The sequence below is a fragment of the Streptomyces sp. NPDC048560 genome, assembly GCF_040650955.1.
In the GTDB taxonomy this organism is placed as follows: domain Bacteria; phylum Actinomycetota; class Actinomycetes; order Streptomycetales; family Streptomycetaceae; genus Streptomyces.
Genome location: NZ_JBEZIJ010000005.1, coordinates 235,509 through 253,556, shown reverse-complemented (window position 1 = coordinate 253,556; position 18,048 = coordinate 235,509). Strand labels below are relative to the sequence as shown.

Here is an 18,048-nt window from a genome sequence, read left to right as displayed (position 1 = left end):
ACGGGGGTCGTCGTCCGCCTCCGTACCGGCGTGCGGATCAGGTGGGCCCGTCACGGGCGCAGCAGCACCTTGCCGGTCTCCGGTCCGCCGGCGCCGACGAGCGCCACGGCCTCCGCGAACCGCTCCAGCGGGAACTCGTGGGTGATCAGCGGCGCCGGATCCAGGAGCCCCGCGGTGAACGCCCGCACCGCGTACGACCACGCCGACGACGACGCCCCGAACACGCTGCGGACGGTGAGCTGGCTCAGCGACAGGTGGACCGGGTCGATCCCCACGGCTCCCGGCGTGAACATGCCCGTGAGCACCACGCGCCCGCCGCGCCGCGCCAGCAGGCAGGCGTCGGCGGCGGTGGTCGCCGCCCCGGCCGTCTCCACGACCAGGTCGTAGCCGCCGCGCGCCTCCTCGGCCTGCTCGGGGGTACGTGTGTCACTCGCCCCGAACTCCAGGGCCAGGGCGGCCCGTTCCTCCCGCGGGTCGATCACCGTCAGCTCGCCGGGCGACACGGCGGCCAGCAGCTGCACGGCGAGCAGCCCCAGCGTGCCCGCCCCCACCACGGCGACGCGCTCACCGGGCTCGGGAGCCCCGGCGCGTACCGCGGCGGCGACCACGGCCGCCGGTTCCAGCAGGGCGGCGGCCCGCAGGTCGGCGTCGTCGGACAGCAGGTGCAGCAACCGGGCCGGGACCACGACGTGGTCGGCGAAGGCGCCGGGCCGGGTGAACCCCGTCTCGTCGTATCCCGCCGTGCACAGCGAGGTCTCACCGCTGCGGCAGCGCTCGCACCGCCCGCAGGACCGGAACCCCTCCGCGACCGTCCGCCGGCCGGTCAACGCCGGATCGACCCCCTCGCCCACCGCGTCGACGGTGCCCGACCACTCGTGGCCCGGCACCACCGGATAGCGGACGTAGTCCGCGTCGCGATGGCCGTCGTACACCTCTCGGTCGCTCATGCAGATCCCGGCCGCGGCGACCCGCACCCTGACCTCGCCGGGCCCCGGCTCGGGAAGGGGAGCCGTCGCGAGGCGGTGCTGCCCCGGCCGGTCCACGACCAACGAGCGAGAAAGGGAGGTCACTTGGGCTGCCTCTTCTCCCAGCCGTCGGCCCACAGGTCGAACCGCGCCTGCTGCTGCGGGAATTCGGCGGCAGCGTCGACATCGAGCTCGACGCCGAGCCCCGGGGCGTGCGACAGCTCGAAGCAGCCGGTGGCCGGGTCGACCTGGGGCGCCCCCTTCACGACCTTCTTGATGTCGGCGTCCGCGAAGTCGTTGAAGTGCTCAAGGATCTTGAAGTTGGGTGTGCAGCCGGCCAGCTGGAGGCTGGCGGCGGTCAGCACGGAGCCGCCCACGTTGTGCGGGGCGATCAGCATGTAGTGCGTCTCGGCGGTCGCCGCGAGCTTGCGGGCCTCCAGGATGCCGCCGATGTGACCGACGTCCGGCTGGATGATGTCGGCGGCCTGCGACTCGAAGAGCTCACGGAACTCGACGCGGTCGTGGATGCGCTCGCCGGTCGCGATCGGCAGATCGACCTTCCCGGCGACCTTGCTCAGCGCCTTCAGGTTCTCCGGCGGCACCGGCTCCTCCAGCCACGCGGGGCGGAACGGCGCCATCTCGCGGGCGATCCGCACCGCGGTCGACGGGCTGAACCGGCCGTGCATCTCCAGCATCAGTTCGGTGTCGGGGCCGATGGCGTCGCGCACGGCCTCGATGAGGGACACCGCGTACCGGGTCTCCTCCTGGCCCAGCTCGAAGTGGCCCGTACCGAACGGGTCGATCTTCAGCGCCCGGTAGCCGCGCTCCACGACCGCCTGCGCGGCCTTGTGGTAGGCCTCGGGGGTCCGCTCGGTGGTGTACCAGCCGTTGGCGTACGCCTTGACCCGGTCGGTGACCTTCCCGCCGAGCAGCTGCCAGACCGGGACGCCGAGCGCCTTCCCCTTGATGTCCCAGCACGCCATCTCGATGACGGCGATGCCCGACATGACGATCTCCCCGGCCCGCCCGTAGTCGCCGTACTTCATGCGGCGTACGAGATCTTCCACCGCGAACGGGTCGGAGCCGGTGACGTGGTTCGCCGCCGCCTCGCGCAGGTACCCGACCAGCGCGTCCGTACGTCCGAGCATCCGGGTCTCACCGACACCGGTGAGGCCTTCGTCGGTGTGGACCTGGACGTAGGTGAGGTTGCGCCATGGGGTGCCGACGACATGCGTGCTGATTCCGGTGATGCGCACGGAAGACGCCTCTCGGTTGTTCGATATTTCGTCACTCGTTCGAAATGCTGGCGTGACCGTAATGACGGGCCAGGGCACGTGTCAATGGGTCACACAAGTACGCTGACCCGCATGAGTGATCTCGGGGTGGGCTTCGGCTATCTGATGAAGGGTCAGCGCTGGGCGTTCCGGCACGGCCGGTGGCTGGGGTTCGGGCTGCTGCCCGGACTGATCACCCTCGTCGTATACGCGGGCGCGCTGGTCGGACTCGGCTACGGCGCGGACGACTTCGTCGGCTGGGCGACCCCGTTCGCCGACGACTGGTCCTCGCCCTGGCTCGGCCTGCTGCGCAACACCCTCGTCGTGCTGGTCTTCGTCTTCGGCCTCTTCCTCGCGGTGATCACCTTCACCGCGGTGACCCTCCTGGTCGGCCAGCCGTTCTACGAGTCGCTCTCCGAGGCGGTCGACCGCAGCGAGGGCGGCGAGGTCCCCGAATCGAGTCTGCCGCTCTGGCGCGAACTGTGGATCTCCGCCCGCGACTCCCTGCGCGTCCTGCTGCGCGTCGCGCTGTACGGGGTGCTGCTCTTCGCCCTCGGATTCATCCCGGTGATCGGGCAGACCGTCGTGCCGGCCATCGGCTTCTGCGTCTCCGGCTACTTCCTCGCCCAGGAACTGACCTCGGTCGCCCTCCAGCGCCGGGGCATGGTCCTCGCGGACCGGCTCACCCTGCTGCGCGGCCGGCGCCTGCTGGTCCTCGGCTTCGGCGTCCCGCTCACGCTGTCCTTCCTCGTCCCGTTCGTCGCGGTGTTCCTGATGCCGGGCGCCGTCGCCGGAGCCACGCTGCTGGTCCGTGACCTGGTGGGGCAGGACGACGCGGAACCGGCGGTCCCGTACACGCTGAACAAGGGCTGACGGCCATGACCGAGATCCTCGCGGTAGCCCTCATCACCGTCCTCGCCGTCATCAGTCCGGGCGCCGACTTCGCGATGGTCGTCCGCAACAGCTATCTGTACGGGCGCAGGACCGGCGTCCTGGCCGCCACCGGAGTCGCCGCGGGCGTCCTCGTCCACGTCTCGTACACGATGCTCGGCGTGGGCCTGCTGATCGCGTCCTCCACCGCGCTGTTCACGGCGATCAAGCTGGCGGGAGCGGCGTACCTCGTCTACATCGGGGTCCGCACGTTCTTCGCCCGCAACGACCTCTCCGTCGACCTGGCCCCGGCGTCCGGGCTGAGCCCGTTCGGCGCGCTGCGCGCCGGCTTCCTCACCAACGCGCTGAACCCCAAGACGACGCTCTTCGTGGTCTCCACCTTCACCCAGGTCGTCGGCCCGGACACGGCGCTCTGGCGGCAGGCGGGCTACGGAGTCTTCATGTCCGTGGCGCACTTCGGCTGGTTCGGCCTGGTGGCACTGTTCTTCTCCCACTCGCACCTGCGGGCGGCGATGCTGCGCCGGCAGAAGATCCTCAACCGGTCCATCGGCTCCGTGCTCGTGGGCCTCGGCGTCACCCTGGGACTGGCCCGCTGAACCGCGGTCCTTCCCGTCGGTCCCGCTTTCCTTCCCGTCAGTCCCGCTGTTCGCGCAACAGCCGCAGGAAGTCGTGGAACGCCCCCGGCATGTCCACCGCCTCCGGGTCCAGCAGCCACTGGTACTGCAGGCCGTCCATCACCGCCACCATCAGAGTGGCCGCACGCTCGGGTGTCAGCCCGCCCGGCAGCTCCTCGCCGTGCTCCGCCCGGAGCGAGGCAGCCATGTCCGCCCGGACCTGCGTGTAGCGCAGGGTGAAGAACTCCCGCGCCGGATGCTCCTCGGTCACGCTCTCGCCGAGCAGCGCCGAGAAGGTCTGGACGATGGCGGGACGCATCGCGTTGTACTCCACGAGCGAGCCCAGCAGTTCGAGCGGCCACGGGCCCTCCCCGCGGCTTCCGCCCCCGCCGGTGTCCCACCGGTCGCGGTCCTCCAGCACGGCGACGAGCAGCGCCTCCTTGGTGGGGTAGTAGTGCAGCAGCCCCTGCTGGCTGAGGCCCACCCGCTCGGCCACCGCGCTCAGAGTGGCTCCGCGGTAGCCGCGCTCGGCGATGACTTCGAGGGTGGCGCGGAGGATCTCCGCCCGCCGTTCCTCGCTCCTGGCCCGTACCATCGCCGGCCCCTTCCTGTGCGCATCGGCCCCCTGTCAGCAGGACCGTACGGCATCCGGAGGGCGCGGAAACCGCAAGGTAACGAAGTGGTAACCAAAACTACCGGGTTACCTGGACCGACGTCACTATGGAGACCTTCGCAGTGGAGCAGTAACTCGACGAGGAGGTAAGGCCGTGGCAGACGCGTCCCCATCCAGCACGCCCGAGGCGGTCCGCGGTGCCGCGGTGGAGGCGGCGCTCGCCGCACTCGGCCTCGACGACAAGGCGCGGCTCCTGGCCGGCCAGGACATGTGGTCGCTGCCCGCGCTGCCCGCGATCGGACTCGGGTCGCTCGTGATGTCCGACGGCCCGATCGGTGTACGCGGTGTCCGCTGGAGCGCCGACGACCCCTCCGTGGCCCTGCCCTCGCCCACCGCCCTCGCGGCGACGTGGGACGCCGGACTCGCCCGCCGAGCCGGCCGGCTGCTTGCCCAGGAAGCCCGCCGCAAGGGCGTCCACGTCCTCCTGGCGCCCACCGTCAACCTGCACCGGTCCCCACTCGGCGGACGCCACTTCGAGGCGTACAGCGAAGACCCCTATCTCACGGGCGAGATCGGCACCGGCTATGTGCGCGGGGTGCAGGAGGGCGGGGTCGGCACCACCGTCAAGCACTTCGTGGCCAACGACGCCGAGACGGACCGCTTCACCGTCGACAACATCGTCGCCCCGCGCCCGCTGCGCGAGCTCTACCTCGCCCCCTTCGAGCGGATCGTCAAGAACGCCCACCCGTGGGGCATCATGGCGGCCTACAACCAGGTCAACGGCTCCACCATGACCGAGCACCACTACCTGCAGAACGCGGTGCTGCGCGGCGAGTGGGGCTTCGACGGCTTCGTCGTCTCCGACTGGCTGGCCGCCCGCTCCACCGTGGGCGCCATCACCGGCGGCCTCGACGTCGCGATGCCTGGACCGAGGACGGTGTACGGGGACGGGCTCGCCGCCGCCGTCCGGGCCGGTCAGGTCGACGAGGCGGTGGTCGACAGCGCCGTGCGCAACGTCCTGCTGCTCGCCGCCCGCGTCGGCGTCCTCGACGGCGCCCCGCCCGTCGTCGATCCGGCCGACCACCCGGTGGGCATCGACGGCGAGGCGCTGGCCCGCGAGATCGCCCGCCGCTCCTTCGTCCTCGTACGCAACGAGGGCGCCGTACTGCCCGTGCGCCCCGGGACCGTTCGCAGGATCGCTCTCAGCGGCGCCCTGGCCCGGGACGCCCGCGTCCTCGGCGGCGGATCGGCCCAGGTCTTCCCCGACCACGTCGTCTCCCCGCTCGACGGCCTCACCGCCGCGCTCCCGGAAGGCGCGGTCGACTACCAGGTCGGCGCCGACCCGAACGACCGGCTCGCCCCGGCCGAGCAGGGCTTCGAGCTGAAGGCGGTCTGCTCGGACCGGTCGGGCGCCGTCCTCGCCACGGCCCCGCTGCCCAGCGGCTCCGTCCAGTGGGTCGGCACGGACGTGCCGGACGGCGTCACCCTCGACACGCTCCACAGCGTCGAGGTGACCGGCACCTTCGTGCCGCGCGAGAGCGGCGAGCACACCTTCGGGACGCGTGGCACCGGCGCCCTCACCCTGAGCGTCGCCGGTGAGACCCTGTACGACGGGGTGCACCGGGTCACCGGCTCCAGCGACCCGGGCGAGGCGTTCTTCGGCAACCCCGTCGAACGCGGCCGGGTCACTCTCACCCGGGGCGTCCCCGTAGAGGTCTCCCTCCGGCAGGTGCCCGACACCCTCGGAGCCGACTCACCGATCCCCGGTGTCTCGTTCGCGCTCGTCCATCTCGGTCCGCGCCGTGACCCCGCCGAACTGATCGCCGAGGCGGCCGACGCGGCCCGCGCCGCCGACATCGCCGTCGTCGTCGTGGGCACCACGGAACACGTCGAGTCCGAGGGCTTCGACCGTACGGATCTGGCGCTCCCCGGCCATCAGGACGAGCTGGTGCGGGCGGTGGCCGCGGTCAACCCGAAGACGGTCGTGGTCGTCAACTCCGGTTCCCCGGTGGAGCTCCCGTGGCGCGACGAGGTCGCCGCCGTGCTGCTCAGCTGGTTCCCGGGACAGGAGGCGGGGCACGCCCTCGCCGACGTCCTGCTCGGCGTGGACGGCGCCGAACCGGGCGGCCGGCTCCCCACCACCTGGCCGGCCACCCTCGCCGACGCCCCGGTCTCGGGTACGGCCCCCACCGACGGTGAACTCCACTACGACGAGGGCGTCTTCATCGGCTACCGGGCCTGGGAGCGGGCCGCCGCGACCCCCGCGTACCCCTTCGGCCACGGCCTCGGCTACACCACCTGGGCCTACGAATCCCTGCACGCCACCCCGGAGGCCGCCACCGTCCGTGTCCGCAACACGGGCGCGCGCGCCGGCGCCGAGACCGTCCAGCTGTATCTGGCGCCCGAGACGGACACCGCGGGCCGCCCCGCCCGCCAACTGGCCGGCTTCGCCCGCGTCGAGGCGGCTCCGGGGGAGACGGCCGAGGTCACGGTTGCGCTGGACCGGCGGGCGTACGAGATCTGGGACGAGGACGCCTACGGGTGGCAACTGCTCCCCGGCACCTACCAGGTGCAGGCGGCCCGTTCCGTCGCCGACATCCGGCTCACCGCGCCGGTGGAGATCAAGGACTAGAGGCCCTGGAGCTCCCGTGGGCGGAGGGAAGCCCCTCCGCCCACGGAGCCCGCTCACGCAAGCGCGCTCACGCAAGCGCGCTCACCGCGTGCCTACGGTCAGCGCACCGAGAAGCCGTACACGGTCGTGGAAGTGAACTCCTCGCCCGGCCGCAGCACCGTGCTGGGGAACTCCGGCCGGTTCGGCGAGTCCGGGAAGTGCTGGGTCTCCAGCGCGATGCCCGCGCACGGCCCGAAGGGCCGGCCCTCGAAGTGGTCCGCGGTGTACAGCTGCATCCCCGGCTCCGTCGTACGGACTGTCAGGACGCGACCCGAAGCGGGCGCGTACAGCTCCGCCGCCACCCCGTCCGCGGGGGAGCCGTCGAGCACGTAGTTGTGGTCGTACCCGGCGCCCACCGCCTTCGGCTCCCGGAAGTCGAACCGGGTCCCCCCGACCGGGGCGAGTTCGCCGGTCGGCAGGGAGTCGCCGTCCACCGGGGTGATCGCCCCGGCCGCGATCCGCAGTTCGTGCCCGAGGGCGCTCGTGCCGTCCGCACCGGCCATGTTCCAGTACGTGTGGTTCGTCAGGTTCACCACCGTGGGCGCGTCCGTCGTCGCCCGGTAGTCGATCCGCAGCGCCCCGCCGGGCTCCAGGCCGTACGTCACCGAGACCGCGAGCCGCCCTGGGAAGCCCTCCTCGCCGTCCTCGGCGACCAGCGAGAGGCACACACCGTCCGGGACCTCCCGCGCGTCCCACACCCGCTTGTCGAAGCCCCTGGGCCCACCGTGCACCTGGTTGGGGCCCTCGTTCGGCGTGACCCGGACGTCCGTCCCGTCCAGCACGAACCCGGCGCCCGCGATCCGGTTCGCGTACCGCCCGACCAGGGCCCCGAAGTAGGGCCCCGAGAACTCCTCGTACGCCGCGAGATCCGGCAGCCCCAGGGCCACAGGACCGCGGACGCCGTCCCGGTCCGGCACCTCGGCCGACTGAAGGATGCCGCCGTACGTCAGCACGCGCACCCGCGTGCCGTCCCGCTCCAGCGTCCAGCGCCTGACGGCCGTGCCGTCGGCGAGGGCGGAGTAGTCCTCCGCGTGTATGTGCGTGCCCGTCGTACCCGGCGTGTCCGTCGTACCCGTCGTCATGATCAGGGACCCTACGCGGGTGGTCCGGCGGCCGTGACATTGCGGTAAGCGATTTCTGCCAGCCTGGCCTGACCGTCGCGCCCCGGGTGGAACCAGTCCCAGCGGCTGAGCTGCTTCCCGGTGAAGCGGTAGTCGAAGACGGCCCCGCCGTCGTACCGGCAGCGCGCGTCCTTCGCGCAGACGTCCTCCAGGACCCGGTTGTACGCGACCACCCGTTTACGCACCGCGTCCCGGCGTGCAACGGCCGCCGCGCCCATGTTGTCCGCGTCGCCCAGCATCGACCTGCAGATCCCGAGCTTCCAGATCTGCTTGCCCAGCTCGTTGGTGCGCCCCGTCGACCAGAGGCGCTTCAGGTCCGGCACGCTCGACACGTACACCTGCGCCTTCGGGGCGGTGGCCCGCAGCTGCCGCATCGACGCCTCGAACGAGGCCCGGAAGTCCGTCACCGGGGTCATGATCCGCGCCGAGTCCCGGCACGCGTCGTTGGCGCCGATCATGACGGCCACCAGCTCCGGCTTCTCCTGCGCCGCCAGCGCCATCTGCTCCGGCAGCTGCGCCATCCGGGCGCCGGAGACAGCGTGGTTCCAGCTGTGCGAGGCGGCCTTCGAAGCACCGAGCAGCCGCACCGCGAGGCTGCGCACCCCGCTGTCCGTGCCGGTGGCCCAGGAGACCTCAGGGCAGTCGGCCAGCACCGAGCAGGCGTCGAAGCCACGGGTGATGGAGTCCCCGACGGCGGCGACCGAGGCCGGCGTGCGGTCCCAGAGGGGCGCCGCGGCGGGGGAGGCCCGGCGTGCGGCGTCCGAAGCGCGTTCCTTCTGCCCTTCGGAGCCGCTGGAGCAGCCCGCCAGCGTCAGGCCCCCGGTGAGGGACAGCGCCGCCAGTGCGGCAACGGCCGCGTGCCCGCGACGGCGTGACGAACGTTCCGGCATTCCTGGTCCCCTCCGGTCGAAGTCCCTGGTTATGCCGCTGGCCATGCCTCGGGCAAACCCCTGCGGCGCAGGTGGCGGGCCCGCGCGCCCTGCCGGGTGAAAGCTGTGCGAATCATGGGCCCAGGACCGACGGTACGTCACACACCCGGCCCCGGCGCACGGTAGCTTTTCCCCGTCGGCCCAGTGGAGCTCTGCTCACCGCGTACATACGGGTGGCTCCGATTCGTTACATCTCGTCACATACTGTCCTTTTTCAGGAGATTAACTCCCGATGCTGTTTACTGATGACAACCTCGGGAGCCGACCGGGAAGAGGCGGTACGGGTACGAGGCCGCTGGCCAAGGCGAACTTCGTCCCACACTGGAGGTCCCGGTGACGACACGTGGAGTTCTGTACGTTCACTCCGCACCGCGCGCGCTGTGCCCACATGTCGAATGGGCGGTGGCGGGTGTCCTCGGTCTGCGGGTCCAGCTGGACTGGATCAGACAGCCGGCCGCCCCCGGCACCTGGCGGTCCGAATTCTCCTGGCAGGCCCGCCCCGGCACGGCGTCGGAGCTCGCGTCGGCGCTGCGGGGCTGGGACATGCTGCGCTTCGAGGTGACGGCCGAGCCGTCCGCGACGGCCGAGGGCGAGCGCTACAGCTCGACGCCCGGGCTCGGCATCTTCCACGCGGTGACCGGAATGCACGGTGACATCCTGATCCCCGAGGACCGGCTGCGGGCCGCGCTCGCCCGGTCCGTACGCGGCGAGACGGACCTGGAGGCCGAGGTCGCCAAGTTGCTCGGCAAGCCCTGGGACGACGAACTGGAGTCCTTCCGCCACGCGGGCGAGGGCGCGCCGGTGCGGTGGCTGCACCAGGTGGTGTGACGCGCCCTCCCAGCCCGGCCTGAACGGAAGGCGCTCAACCGCGCCCGGCCGGCCGGCGGCCTGCCGCAGCTCGCTCGCGTCCGGCAGGAGCCCCGTGATCCGTGTCCAGATGGTCCTGGCGTCCACGCGGACGAGCCTGAAGGGGGCGGCCGGCGTGACCCGCTCCTCGGGTACGGGCTCGGTGGGCAGCTCGCGCAGCCAGTAGCCGAAGGGGCCGCAGTCCCAGACGGCGAAGCCGCGCGTCTCCGTACCGTCCTGACCCCCGGCGTGAGCGCGCCAGGCCGAGGTCAGGCGCCAGCTCGAACGCAGCTCGCAGATCAGGCCGGTGAGGAGGGCCAGTCCCGGCTCGCCGAGACGGCCGCCCGTCGCGAGCGCCCGGTGGACGGCCTCGCGCTCCTCCTCGGCCGACCGGACGAGCGGCTCTCCCTCCAGGACCGCCAGCCCCGCCTCGACGGTGCCGATGGTCGTCTCGACGACCGAGTCGGCGGTGTCACGGCCGGTCGAGGACTGTTGAAGGTTCACCATGTCGGCGAGCTTCCACACCAGCATCTTCGGCTCGACGCAGGAGTACTCGGCTTCGGCGGTGCCGGGCCACGCCTCGTGCGCGACGACGTGCTCCTCGCCGATGAGGAGGCCGTGGTGCAGCTTCCCCTGCCTGCCCGCCGCCTCCAGCGAGATGATCACCCCCGGAGTGAGGACCGTCTTCATCAGCGGCAGCAGCAGAGGGGAGAGCTTCCCCTCCTCGTTGATCAGGCCGCAGGCCACCAGCTCCTTACGTGCCGCCACGAACTCGTCGGGCGACGCGTTCCCCGCGGCCAGCTCGGAGAGCACGATCAGATGCTCGTCGGCCAGCCGGAAGCGGGACCTGGAAATGTCGAACGAAGGCATACACACTCACTTGGTAGTCGCTCAGGACTGGGACTCGGCCCAGAAGTTGAAGATCCTCGACATGCCCGCCCGTACGGCGCCGCGCCGCGTGAGTACGGACCGGTCGACTCCGGTGAAGACGACCGCGAGGGAGATGTCGGCGGGCAGGACCCGGCCCGCGGCCTGCACGGTCATCCTCTTGCCGCTTCCGAGACCCGACTGCCGCACCGTGATGACCGAACCGGGGTCTTCGGAGTCGGCCTGCCTGGACAGCTCGTACGCCCGGCGGTTGACGGCCTTGAGCCGGTACACGTCGCCCAGGTAGGTCATGCGCAGCGAGCGCCCCCGGTGCGTCGGCGCCCACCGGTTGCGGCTCATCCGTACGAGCCCGTCCCCCACGCGCAGCGTCGAGCGGTTGAGCGTCGGCATCGACACGACGTCCGCGTGCGGGCCGCGCGTCTCGAAGGTCGCCGTGGGGATTCGGCCGCCGCGCGCGTCCGTGGTGATCGCGTTCGGCGAGTCCCGGCCCGCCGGGTACACCACCCGGATGTCACCGAGCTCCGCGGAAGTGCCCTGCCAGCCGAACTTCGTGAGCCCAGCCGGCTGTTTCTCCTTCCAGTACGCGAGCGTGAACGGACTGATGGTCGTGTGCATGTCTTTCCCTCGCTAGTCGAACGGGTTGAGAGCGCTGCCCAGCTTCTTCGCCCCGTCGGCGACGCCCTCCCCGATGTCCGAGGCCGTGTCGCCCACCCATTCCCCGGCCTTCTCGATCCCGTCGCCGATGGCCTCGTGGTTGTCCCAGATCAGGCAGCCGCCGTATACAAGGCCCGTGCCGATCGCCAGGCCGGCCGTGACCGGGTTGGGCGCCACGGTCAGCGCGGTCAGCGACGCGTTGAACGCCGTTCCGCTGAGGTCGGTCGCGAACTTCGCGGGATCCGCCTTGATCATGTCCGCGTCGTAGGTGGCGCTCCCCCGGCCCCGCCGACCGCGGCGGCGAACGCGGCGGCCGTGATCGAGCCCTTCTGGACGGCGGCGAAGAGATCCGCGAGCCTCTTGCTCCCAGTGATGTGGACCAGCGGGAGGAATGGTGAAACCTCTCGGAGGGCGGACCGGTGGAGCGCGAGTCCCGGAGTAACGGCCCGCGCAACGCGGGAGGCCCGCCTCCCGGAACGGGAAGCGGGCCTCGCGGCGGCGACAGGTCAGACCGAACGGAACGCCAGGACCACGTTGTGGCCACCGAATCCGAACGAGTTGTTGATCGCGGCGATCGGCTCCTCGGGCAGAGCGCGCGGCTTGTCGCGGACGACGTCCGCCTCCACCGCCTCGTCGAGGTTCTCGACGTTGATGGTCGGCGGGGCCAGGCGGTTGTGCAGCGCCAGCACCGTGGCGACGGTCTCGATACCGCCCGCGCCACCCAGCAGGTGACCCGTCATCGACTTGGTCGCGGAGATCGCGACATGGTCGAGGTCGTCGCCCAGGACCTTGCGCAGGGCCTTGATCTCGGCGACGTCGCCGAGCGGGGTCGAGGTGGCGTGCGCGTTGAGGTGCACGATCTCGGCCGGCCGGAGGTCCGTCGCGTCGAGCAGGTTCTGCATCGCGGTGGCGATCCCGCGGCCCGTGGGCTCGGGCTGCGCGATGTGGTGCGAGTCGGCCGACAGGCCCTGGCCCACGACCTCGCAGTAGACGCGTACGCCACGTGCGGCGGCGTGCTCCGCGGACTCCAGGACGACGACGCCCGCGCCCTCGCCGAGGACGAAGCCGTCACGGCCCGTGTCGTACGGGCGCGAGGCCTTCTCGGGCTCGTCGTTGCTCTTCGACATGGCCATCATGTTGGCGAACGCCGCGATGGGCAGCGGGTGGATCGCCGCTTCGGTGCCACCGGCGATGACCACGTCGGCACGGCCGGTGCGGATCATCTCGACGGCGTACCCGATGGCCTCGGCACCCGAGGCACAGGCGGACACCGGGGTGTGGACACCGGCCTGGGCGTTGACCTCCAGGCCGACGTTGGCCGCCGGGCCGTTGGGCATGAGCATGGGAACGGTGTGCGGGGAGACGCGGCGTACGCCCTTCTCCTTCAGCACGTCGTACTGGTCGAGCAGGGTGGTCACGCCGCCGATGCCGGAGGCGATGACCGAACCGAGCCGCTCGGGGCGGACCTTCTCGTCGTCACCGGCCTTGCCGGTGAAACCCGCGTCGGCCCACGCCTCACGGGCGGCGATCAGCGCGAACTGCGCCGAGCGGTCCAGTTTGCGGGCGAGCGGGCGGGGCAGGACATCGCCCGGGTCGACGGCCGCGAGGGCGGCGATCCGGACGGGCAGTTCCGCGTACTGCTCGCCCACGAGGGGCTTGACGCCGGAACGGCCGGCCATCAGGCCCTCCCAGGTCGATGCGGTGTCGCCACCCAGCGGAGTGGTTGCGCCGATACCGGTGACGACCACGGTGCGATTGGTCGGGCTCACTGGAAAATCTTCTCCACGTGTAGAGGGTCGTGAATCAGCGGCGCCACCGCCGGGTGGCGACACACGAGCCTGGGCTGGATCAGCCCTGGTTCTTCAGGATGTAGTCAGCGGCGTCGCCGACGGTCTTGAGGTTCTTGACGTCCTCGTCCGGGATCTTGACGTCGAAGCGCTCTTCGGCGGCGACGACGACCTCGACCATGGACAGCGAGTCGACGTCCAGGTCGTCGGTGAAGGACTTGTCCAGCTGGACGTCCTCGACCGGGATACCGGCGATCTCGTTGACGATCTCGGCGAGACCGGTGACGATCTCTTCCTGAGTGGCGGCCATGTGGCACTCCTTCGGTGGGTTTGTTCAGGGTTCGGGCGTACGGACCAGAAGGTCCGGTGTGACTAGGGGAGGGTAACGACCGTTGCGGCGTAGACGAGACCCGCCCCGAAGCCGATGACGAGCGCGGTGTCGCCGCTCTTCGCCTGACCGGTCGCCAGGAGCCGCTCCATTGCGAGCGGGATCGAGGCGGCGGAGGTGTTGCCGGTGGTCTCCACGTCACGGGCGACCGTGACGTGCTCGGGCAGCTTCAGGGTCTTCACCATCGAGTCGATGATCCGCATGTTGGCCTGGTGCGGAATGAAGACGTCCAGGTCGTCCGCAGTGATTCCGGCCGCCTCCAGCGCCTGCTGGGCGATCTTCGCCATCTCGAAGACGGCCCAGCGGAAGACCGCCTGGCCCTCCTGCGTGATGGCGGGGAACTTCTCCGGACGCTCGGTGTGGAATTCGTCCCACGGCACGGTCTGCTTGATCGTGTCGGACTTGTCGCCCTCGGAGCCCCAGACGGTGGGGCCCATGGCCGGCTCCTTGGAGGGGCCGACGACGACCGCGCCCGCGCCGTCGCCGAACAGGAAGGCCGTCGCGCGGTCCTCCAGGTCGGTGAGGTCGCTCAGCCGCTCGACGCCGATGACGAGGACGTACTCCGCCGAGCCCTCGACGATCATGCCCTTGGCGAGCGTCAGGCCGTAGCCGAAGCCCGCGCAGCCGGCGGAGATGTCGAAGGCGGCGGGCTTGCCCGCGCCGATCCTGTGGGCGATCTCGGTCGCGACGGCGGGCGTCTGCTTGAAGTGCGAGACGGTGGAGACGATCACTCCGCCGATCTGCTCGGGCGTGATCCCCGCGTCGGCGATCGCCTTGCCCGAGGCCTCGATGGACATCGCCGCCACGGTCTCCTCGTCGGAGGCCCAGTGACGCGTGGCGATGCCGGAGCGCGAACGGATCCACTCGTCGGACGAGTCGATCGTCTCGAGGATCACCTCGTTGGGCACGACACGGGTCGGGCGGTAACCGCCGACACCCATGATGCGTGCGTACGGGGCGCCCTTGCTGGGCTTGATCTTCGACATGCTCTCGGGCTCCTTAGGCGCCTGCGTGCTCAAGCATGAGCGCGCGGGCCGCTTCGAGGTCGTCGGGGGACTTGAGCGCGAGGGTCTTCACACCGGGCAGCGCACGCTTGGCGAGGCCGGTGAGGGTACCGCCGGGGCAGACCTCGATCATTGCCGTGGCGCCGAGCTGCTGGAACGTTTCCATGCACAGGTCCCAGCGGACCGGGTTGGCGACCTGTCCGACCAGCCGCGTGATGACCTCGGTGCCCGTGGCGACGGTCTTGCCGTCGGCGTTCGACACGTACGTCACGGCAGGGTCGGCGACGGTCAGCCCGGCGGCGGCCACGCGCAGCTTCTCGACGGCCGGAGCCATGTGGTGCGTGTGGAACGCGCCGGCCACCTGGAGCGGCACGACACGGCGTACGCCCTCGGGCGGATCCGCGACCAGCGCGGCGATCTGCGCGGCGGTGCCGGCGGCGACGATCTGGCCGCCACCGTTGACGTTGGCCGGGGTGAGACCCAGCTTGTCCAGGTGCGCGACCGATACCTCGGGGTCGCCGCCGAGGAGCGCGGCCATGCCCGTCTCGGTGACCGCGGCGGCCTCGGCCATGCCGAGTCCACGGGTGCGAACGAGCCGGAGCGCCGCCTCGTCGCCGATGACACCGGCGAGGGCGGCGGCGGTGATCTCACCGACGCTGTGACCGGCGACGACACCGGGCGAGGCGCCGAGCGCGGCGGCGGACAGGAGACCCGCGGCGACGAGCAGCGGCTGAGCCACCGCCGTGTCACGGATCTCGTCGGCGTCGGCCTTCGTGCCGTAGTGGGCAAGGTCGAGCTCGATGGCGTCGGACCAGGCCGCGATGCGGTCGGTGGCACCGGGGAGTTCGAGCCAGGGAGTCAGGAAGCCGGGCGTCTGAGCGCCTTGGCCGGGAGCGACGAGTACGAGCACACTCACACTCTCTCTTGTGGACGGTCCCTGACGCCCGTGGGGACAGGGACGAAGAACCGTCGGGGGAATTGTTGAAGTCCGACAAAAGTCTAGGACTGAGGATCGCCGGCGGCCAAGCGCCCCAGGATCAGGGCGATCCGGAGCGTGAACGCCGACCGCACATCAGAGGGTGACCATCCGGTGACGTCGGTCACACGTCGCAGCCGGTAGCGCACGGTGTTGGGGTGCACGAACAGCATCCGGGCGGCGCCTTCGAGGCTGCTCGCCTGTTCCAGATACACACTCAGCGTCTCCAGGAGGGCCGATCCCGCTTCTTCCAGCGGTCTGTAGATCTCCTCCACCAACTGGTCCCGCGCGGCAGGGTCCCCGGCCATGGCGCGTTCCGGAAGAAGATCGTCCGAGAGTACGGGACGCGGTGCGTCCTGCCAGGCGGAACACGCCTTGAGTCCCGCTGCGGCCGCCTGTGCGGACCGGGTGGCCGCGAGCAGGTCGGGTACGACGGGCCCGGCGACGACGGGACCGGCCGCGTACGGGCCGATCAGCGCCTTGGCGACGTGCAGGGGGTTGTCGCTGCCGCCCGCGATGACGACCAGACGGTTGCCGAGGACTCCGGTGAGGACCTGGAGCTTCGCGTGCCGGGCGGCCCGGCGGATCGCCTCGACCGTCAGTTCGCTGTCGCCGTCGGGCGCGGTGCCGAGCACCACGCAGACGTGCTCGGGGGAGCTCCAGCCCAGGGCCGCGGCCCTGGACACGGCGCCCTCGTCGGCCTCGCCCGACAGGACGGCGTTGACCACGAGCGATTCGAGCCGGGCGTCCCACGCGCCACGGGCCTCGGCGGCCTGTGCGTACACCTGGGCGGTCGCGAAGGCGATCTCCCGGGCGTAGACGAGCAGTGCCTCACGCAGTACCGATTCGTCGCCGGGCGCCGCGACCTCCTCGATCGCGGTCTCCATGACCTCGATCGTCGTCCGCACCATCTCGACGGTCTGGCGCAGGGTGATGGCCCTGGTCAGCTCGCGGGGGGCCGTGCCGAACACGTCGGTGGAGATGGCCTGCGGGGTCTCCGGGTGCCGGAACCACTCGGTGAAGGCCGCGATACCCGCCTGGGCGACCAGGCCGATCCAGGACCGGTTCTCCGGTGGCATCGCCCGGTACCACGGCAGCGTGTCGTCCATGCGGGCGATCGCGTTCGCGGCCAGCCGGCCGGACGCCTGCTCCAGCCGCTTCAGCGTCGCGGCGTGCAGATGGGCTTTGTTCGCAGCGTGCTGCTCAGGATCGGGTCGGGGCACGGACACAAGACTGCCTTATCGGAGCACCGGGGCGGAGGGGCGGGGCGTCCGGGAGCGGTGCGGCCCCCGGCCGGGCGGGGCTACCGTGGGCGGGTGATCGACGTACGCCGCTCCGGCGACCGCTTCCGCGGAGGGGACCCGGCCCCGGGAGTATCCGCGGGCATCGAGACGCTGCACGCCTTCTCCTTCGGGCGTTTCTACGACCCGGACAATCTGCGCTTCGGGCCCGTCCTCGCCTGCAACGAGGAGCGTCTCGTCCCCGGTGCGGGCTTCGACGAGCATCCGCACAGCCACACCGAGATCGTCACCTGGGTGATCGAGGGCGAGCTCACCCACCGCGACTCGGCGGGCCACGCCACCGTCGTCAGGGCCGGCGACCTCCAGCACCTGAGCGCGGCGGCCGGCGTCCGCCACGTGGAACGCAACGACGGCGAACGCCCGCTGACGTTCCTTCAGATGTGGCTCGCGCCCCTGGTCCCCGGCGGTGAGCCCTCGTACACGGTCGTCCCCGGTATCGCCGACTCCACCCCGTACGCCCTGCCCGCGGCCGGTGCGATGCTGCACGTCCGCAGGCTGGCCGAGGGGGAGCGCACGGCGGTCCCCCTCGCGGTGGCCGTCTACGTCCATGCCGTACGGGGCGGGGTGCGGCTGGGCGGCGAGCAGCTGGCGCCGGGGGACTCCGCACGCATCACGGAGGCGGCCGGGCTGGAGCTGGAGGCCGCGGAACCCGCCGAGGTGCTGATGTGGGAGCTCAGCGGCTGAGAGGAGACCCGGGCCGCCGGGTCAGGCCCTGGGCGCGTCCGTGTACTTGTCCAGCTCGCGCATGGCCTCGGAGTGGGCGCTCATCCGGCGGCTCAGACTGCCGGTGGTGAAGAGCGCCACTCCCACGAGGGAGACCGGCACCGACAGCCCGAGCACGGCCAGGGCCTCCGGCCAGTCGCGTTCGTCGCCGCACACGTCGCCGCTGTGCAGACCCTCGTTGGCCGTGCCCCGGTCGGTGAACAACCGTGACGCGCACTCCCGCGGGTAGTCGTCGTCGGGCTTCTCGTCCACCGAGTACGGCGTGACCAGCAGCACGGCGCACCAGCCCCACAGGAGGGCCCCCAGGGCCAGCAGGCCGACGCCCCAGGCCCGTACGCGTGTGGCCCGGTCGCGGAAGTCGAGGTCGTACTCACGTGATCGCACAGCGGACGAACCTAGCAGC

General features: G+C 71.4%; 17 protein-coding genes and 1 pseudogene. 5 read left to right on the top strand and 13 right to left on the bottom strand.

What is annotated here, in order from left to right; translation table 11 throughout:
* Positions 1-50: 50 nt before the first annotated feature.
* Together AB0C82_RS16170 and AB0C82_RS16165 are read right to left on the bottom strand one after the other, a co-directional pair.
* Positions 51-1,070 (bottom strand): alcohol dehydrogenase catalytic domain-containing protein, encoded by a 1,020-nt coding sequence (locus tag AB0C82_RS16170; protein WP_362841576.1) that lies wholly within the window; start codon positions 1,068-1,070, stop codon positions 51-53.
* The gene (locus AB0C82_RS16165) at positions 1,067-2,221 is read right to left on the bottom strand and encodes a mandelate racemase/muconate lactonizing enzyme family protein (RefSeq protein WP_362841573.1); all 1,155 of its coding nucleotides are present in this window, start codon (positions 2,219-2,221) and stop codon (positions 1,067-1,069) included. The genes AB0C82_RS16170 and AB0C82_RS16165 overlap by 4 nt, the downstream gene beginning before the upstream one ends.
* Before the next feature lie 111 nt (positions 2,222-2,332).
* Here AB0C82_RS16165 and AB0C82_RS16160 point away from each other — a divergent pair, with 111 nt between their 5' ends.
* Together AB0C82_RS16160 and AB0C82_RS16155 are read left to right on the top strand one after the other, a co-directional pair.
* Positions 2,333-3,112: an EI24 domain-containing protein gene (locus AB0C82_RS16160; RefSeq protein ID WP_362841570.1), complete on the top strand. Its 780-nt coding sequence runs from the start codon at positions 2,333-2,335 to the stop codon at positions 3,110-3,112.
* Between the two features lie 5 nt (positions 3,113-3,117).
* Positions 3,118-3,726, top strand: coding sequence for a LysE family transporter (locus tag AB0C82_RS16155; RefSeq protein ID WP_362841567.1), 609 nt, complete (start codon positions 3,118-3,120; stop codon positions 3,724-3,726).
* A 37-nt stretch (positions 3,727-3,763) separates the two neighbouring features.
* On the opposite strand, the gene AB0C82_RS16150 is transcribed toward AB0C82_RS16155, so the two are convergent.
* The gene (locus AB0C82_RS16150; RefSeq protein ID WP_362841564.1) at positions 3,764-4,339 is read right to left on the bottom strand and encodes a TetR/AcrR family transcriptional regulator; all 576 of its coding nucleotides are present in this window, start codon (positions 4,337-4,339) and stop codon (positions 3,764-3,766) included.
* Between the two features lie 172 nt (positions 4,340-4,511).
* On the opposite strand from AB0C82_RS16150, the gene AB0C82_RS16145 reads away from it, so the two are divergent.
* Positions 4,512-6,989, top strand: a complete 2,478-nt coding sequence (locus tag AB0C82_RS16145) for a glycoside hydrolase family 3 C-terminal domain-containing protein (protein WP_362841561.1) — start codon at positions 4,512-4,514, stop codon at positions 6,987-6,989.
* A 98-nt stretch (positions 6,990-7,087) separates the two neighbouring features.
* Here the strand turns inward: AB0C82_RS16145 and AB0C82_RS16140 are convergent, their stop codons facing one another.
* Positions 7,088-8,110 carry an aldose epimerase family protein gene (locus AB0C82_RS16140; RefSeq protein ID WP_362841558.1) on the bottom strand — a complete coding sequence of 341 codons (1,023 nt, stop codon included), beginning with the start codon at positions 8,108-8,110 and terminating at the stop codon, positions 7,088-7,090.
* An 11-nt stretch (positions 8,111-8,121) separates the two neighbouring features.
* Positions 8,122-9,039 (bottom strand): SGNH/GDSL hydrolase family protein, encoded by a 918-nt coding sequence (locus AB0C82_RS16135; protein WP_362841555.1) that lies wholly within the window; start codon positions 9,037-9,039, stop codon positions 8,122-8,124.
* 372 nt (positions 9,040-9,411) lie between these two features.
* Here AB0C82_RS16135 and AB0C82_RS16130 point away from each other — a divergent pair, with 372 nt between their 5' ends.
* Positions 9,412-9,906, top strand: a complete 495-nt coding sequence (locus tag AB0C82_RS16130; RefSeq protein ID WP_362841552.1) for a DUF3145 domain-containing protein — start codon at positions 9,412-9,414, stop codon at positions 9,904-9,906.
* Positions 9,907-10,815: 909 nt separating this feature from the next.
* Here the strand turns inward: AB0C82_RS16130 and AB0C82_RS16125 are convergent.
* The 7 genes and pseudogenes from AB0C82_RS16125 to AB0C82_RS16095 form a co-directional block, all read right to left on the bottom strand.
* The gene (locus tag AB0C82_RS16125; RefSeq protein ID WP_362841549.1) at positions 10,816-11,427 is read right to left on the bottom strand and encodes a hypothetical protein; all 612 of its coding nucleotides are present in this window, start codon (positions 11,425-11,427) and stop codon (positions 10,816-10,818) included.
* 12 nt (positions 11,428-11,439) lie between these two features.
* A pseudogene (locus tag AB0C82_RS16120) lies at positions 11,440-11,715 on the bottom strand (hypothetical protein); the annotation flags it as partial.
* Positions 11,716-11,972: 257 nt separating this feature from the next.
* The gene (fabF, locus tag AB0C82_RS16115) at positions 11,973-13,235 is read right to left on the bottom strand and encodes a beta-ketoacyl-ACP synthase II (RefSeq protein ID WP_362841546.1); all 1,263 of its coding nucleotides are present in this window, start codon (positions 13,233-13,235) and stop codon (positions 11,973-11,975) included.
* 79 nt (positions 13,236-13,314) lie between these two features.
* Positions 13,315-13,563, bottom strand: coding sequence for an acyl carrier protein (locus AB0C82_RS16110; protein WP_307127216.1), 249 nt, complete (start codon positions 13,561-13,563; stop codon positions 13,315-13,317).
* A gap of 62 nt (positions 13,564-13,625) precedes the next feature.
* On the bottom strand, positions 13,626-14,627 hold the full coding sequence (locus AB0C82_RS16105) for a ketoacyl-ACP synthase III (RefSeq protein ID WP_362841543.1): 1,002 nt from the start codon (positions 14,625-14,627) through the stop codon (positions 13,626-13,628).
* Between the two features lie 13 nt (positions 14,628-14,640).
* A complete protein-coding gene (locus AB0C82_RS16100) occupies positions 14,641-15,555 on the bottom strand; it encodes an ACP S-malonyltransferase (protein ID WP_362842084.1) in 915 nt (304 codons plus the stop codon).
* An 89-nt stretch (positions 15,556-15,644) separates the two neighbouring features.
* Positions 15,645-16,844 carry a helix-turn-helix domain-containing protein gene (locus tag AB0C82_RS16095; RefSeq protein ID WP_362841540.1) on the bottom strand — a complete coding sequence of 400 codons (1,200 nt, stop codon included), beginning with the start codon at positions 16,842-16,844 and terminating at the stop codon, positions 15,645-15,647.
* Between the two features lie 93 nt (positions 16,845-16,937).
* On the opposite strand from AB0C82_RS16095, the gene AB0C82_RS16090 reads away from it, so the two are divergent.
* Positions 16,938-17,606, top strand: a complete 669-nt coding sequence (locus AB0C82_RS16090) for a pirin family protein (protein ID WP_362841537.1) — start codon at positions 16,938-16,940, stop codon at positions 17,604-17,606.
* A gap of 21 nt (positions 17,607-17,627) precedes the next feature.
* Here the strand turns inward: AB0C82_RS16090 and AB0C82_RS16085 are convergent, their stop codons facing one another.
* Positions 17,628-18,029: a hypothetical protein gene (locus tag AB0C82_RS16085; RefSeq protein ID WP_362841534.1), complete on the bottom strand. Its 402-nt coding sequence runs from the start codon at positions 18,027-18,029 to the stop codon at positions 17,628-17,630.
* Between the last annotated feature and the right edge of the window lie 19 nt (positions 18,030-18,048).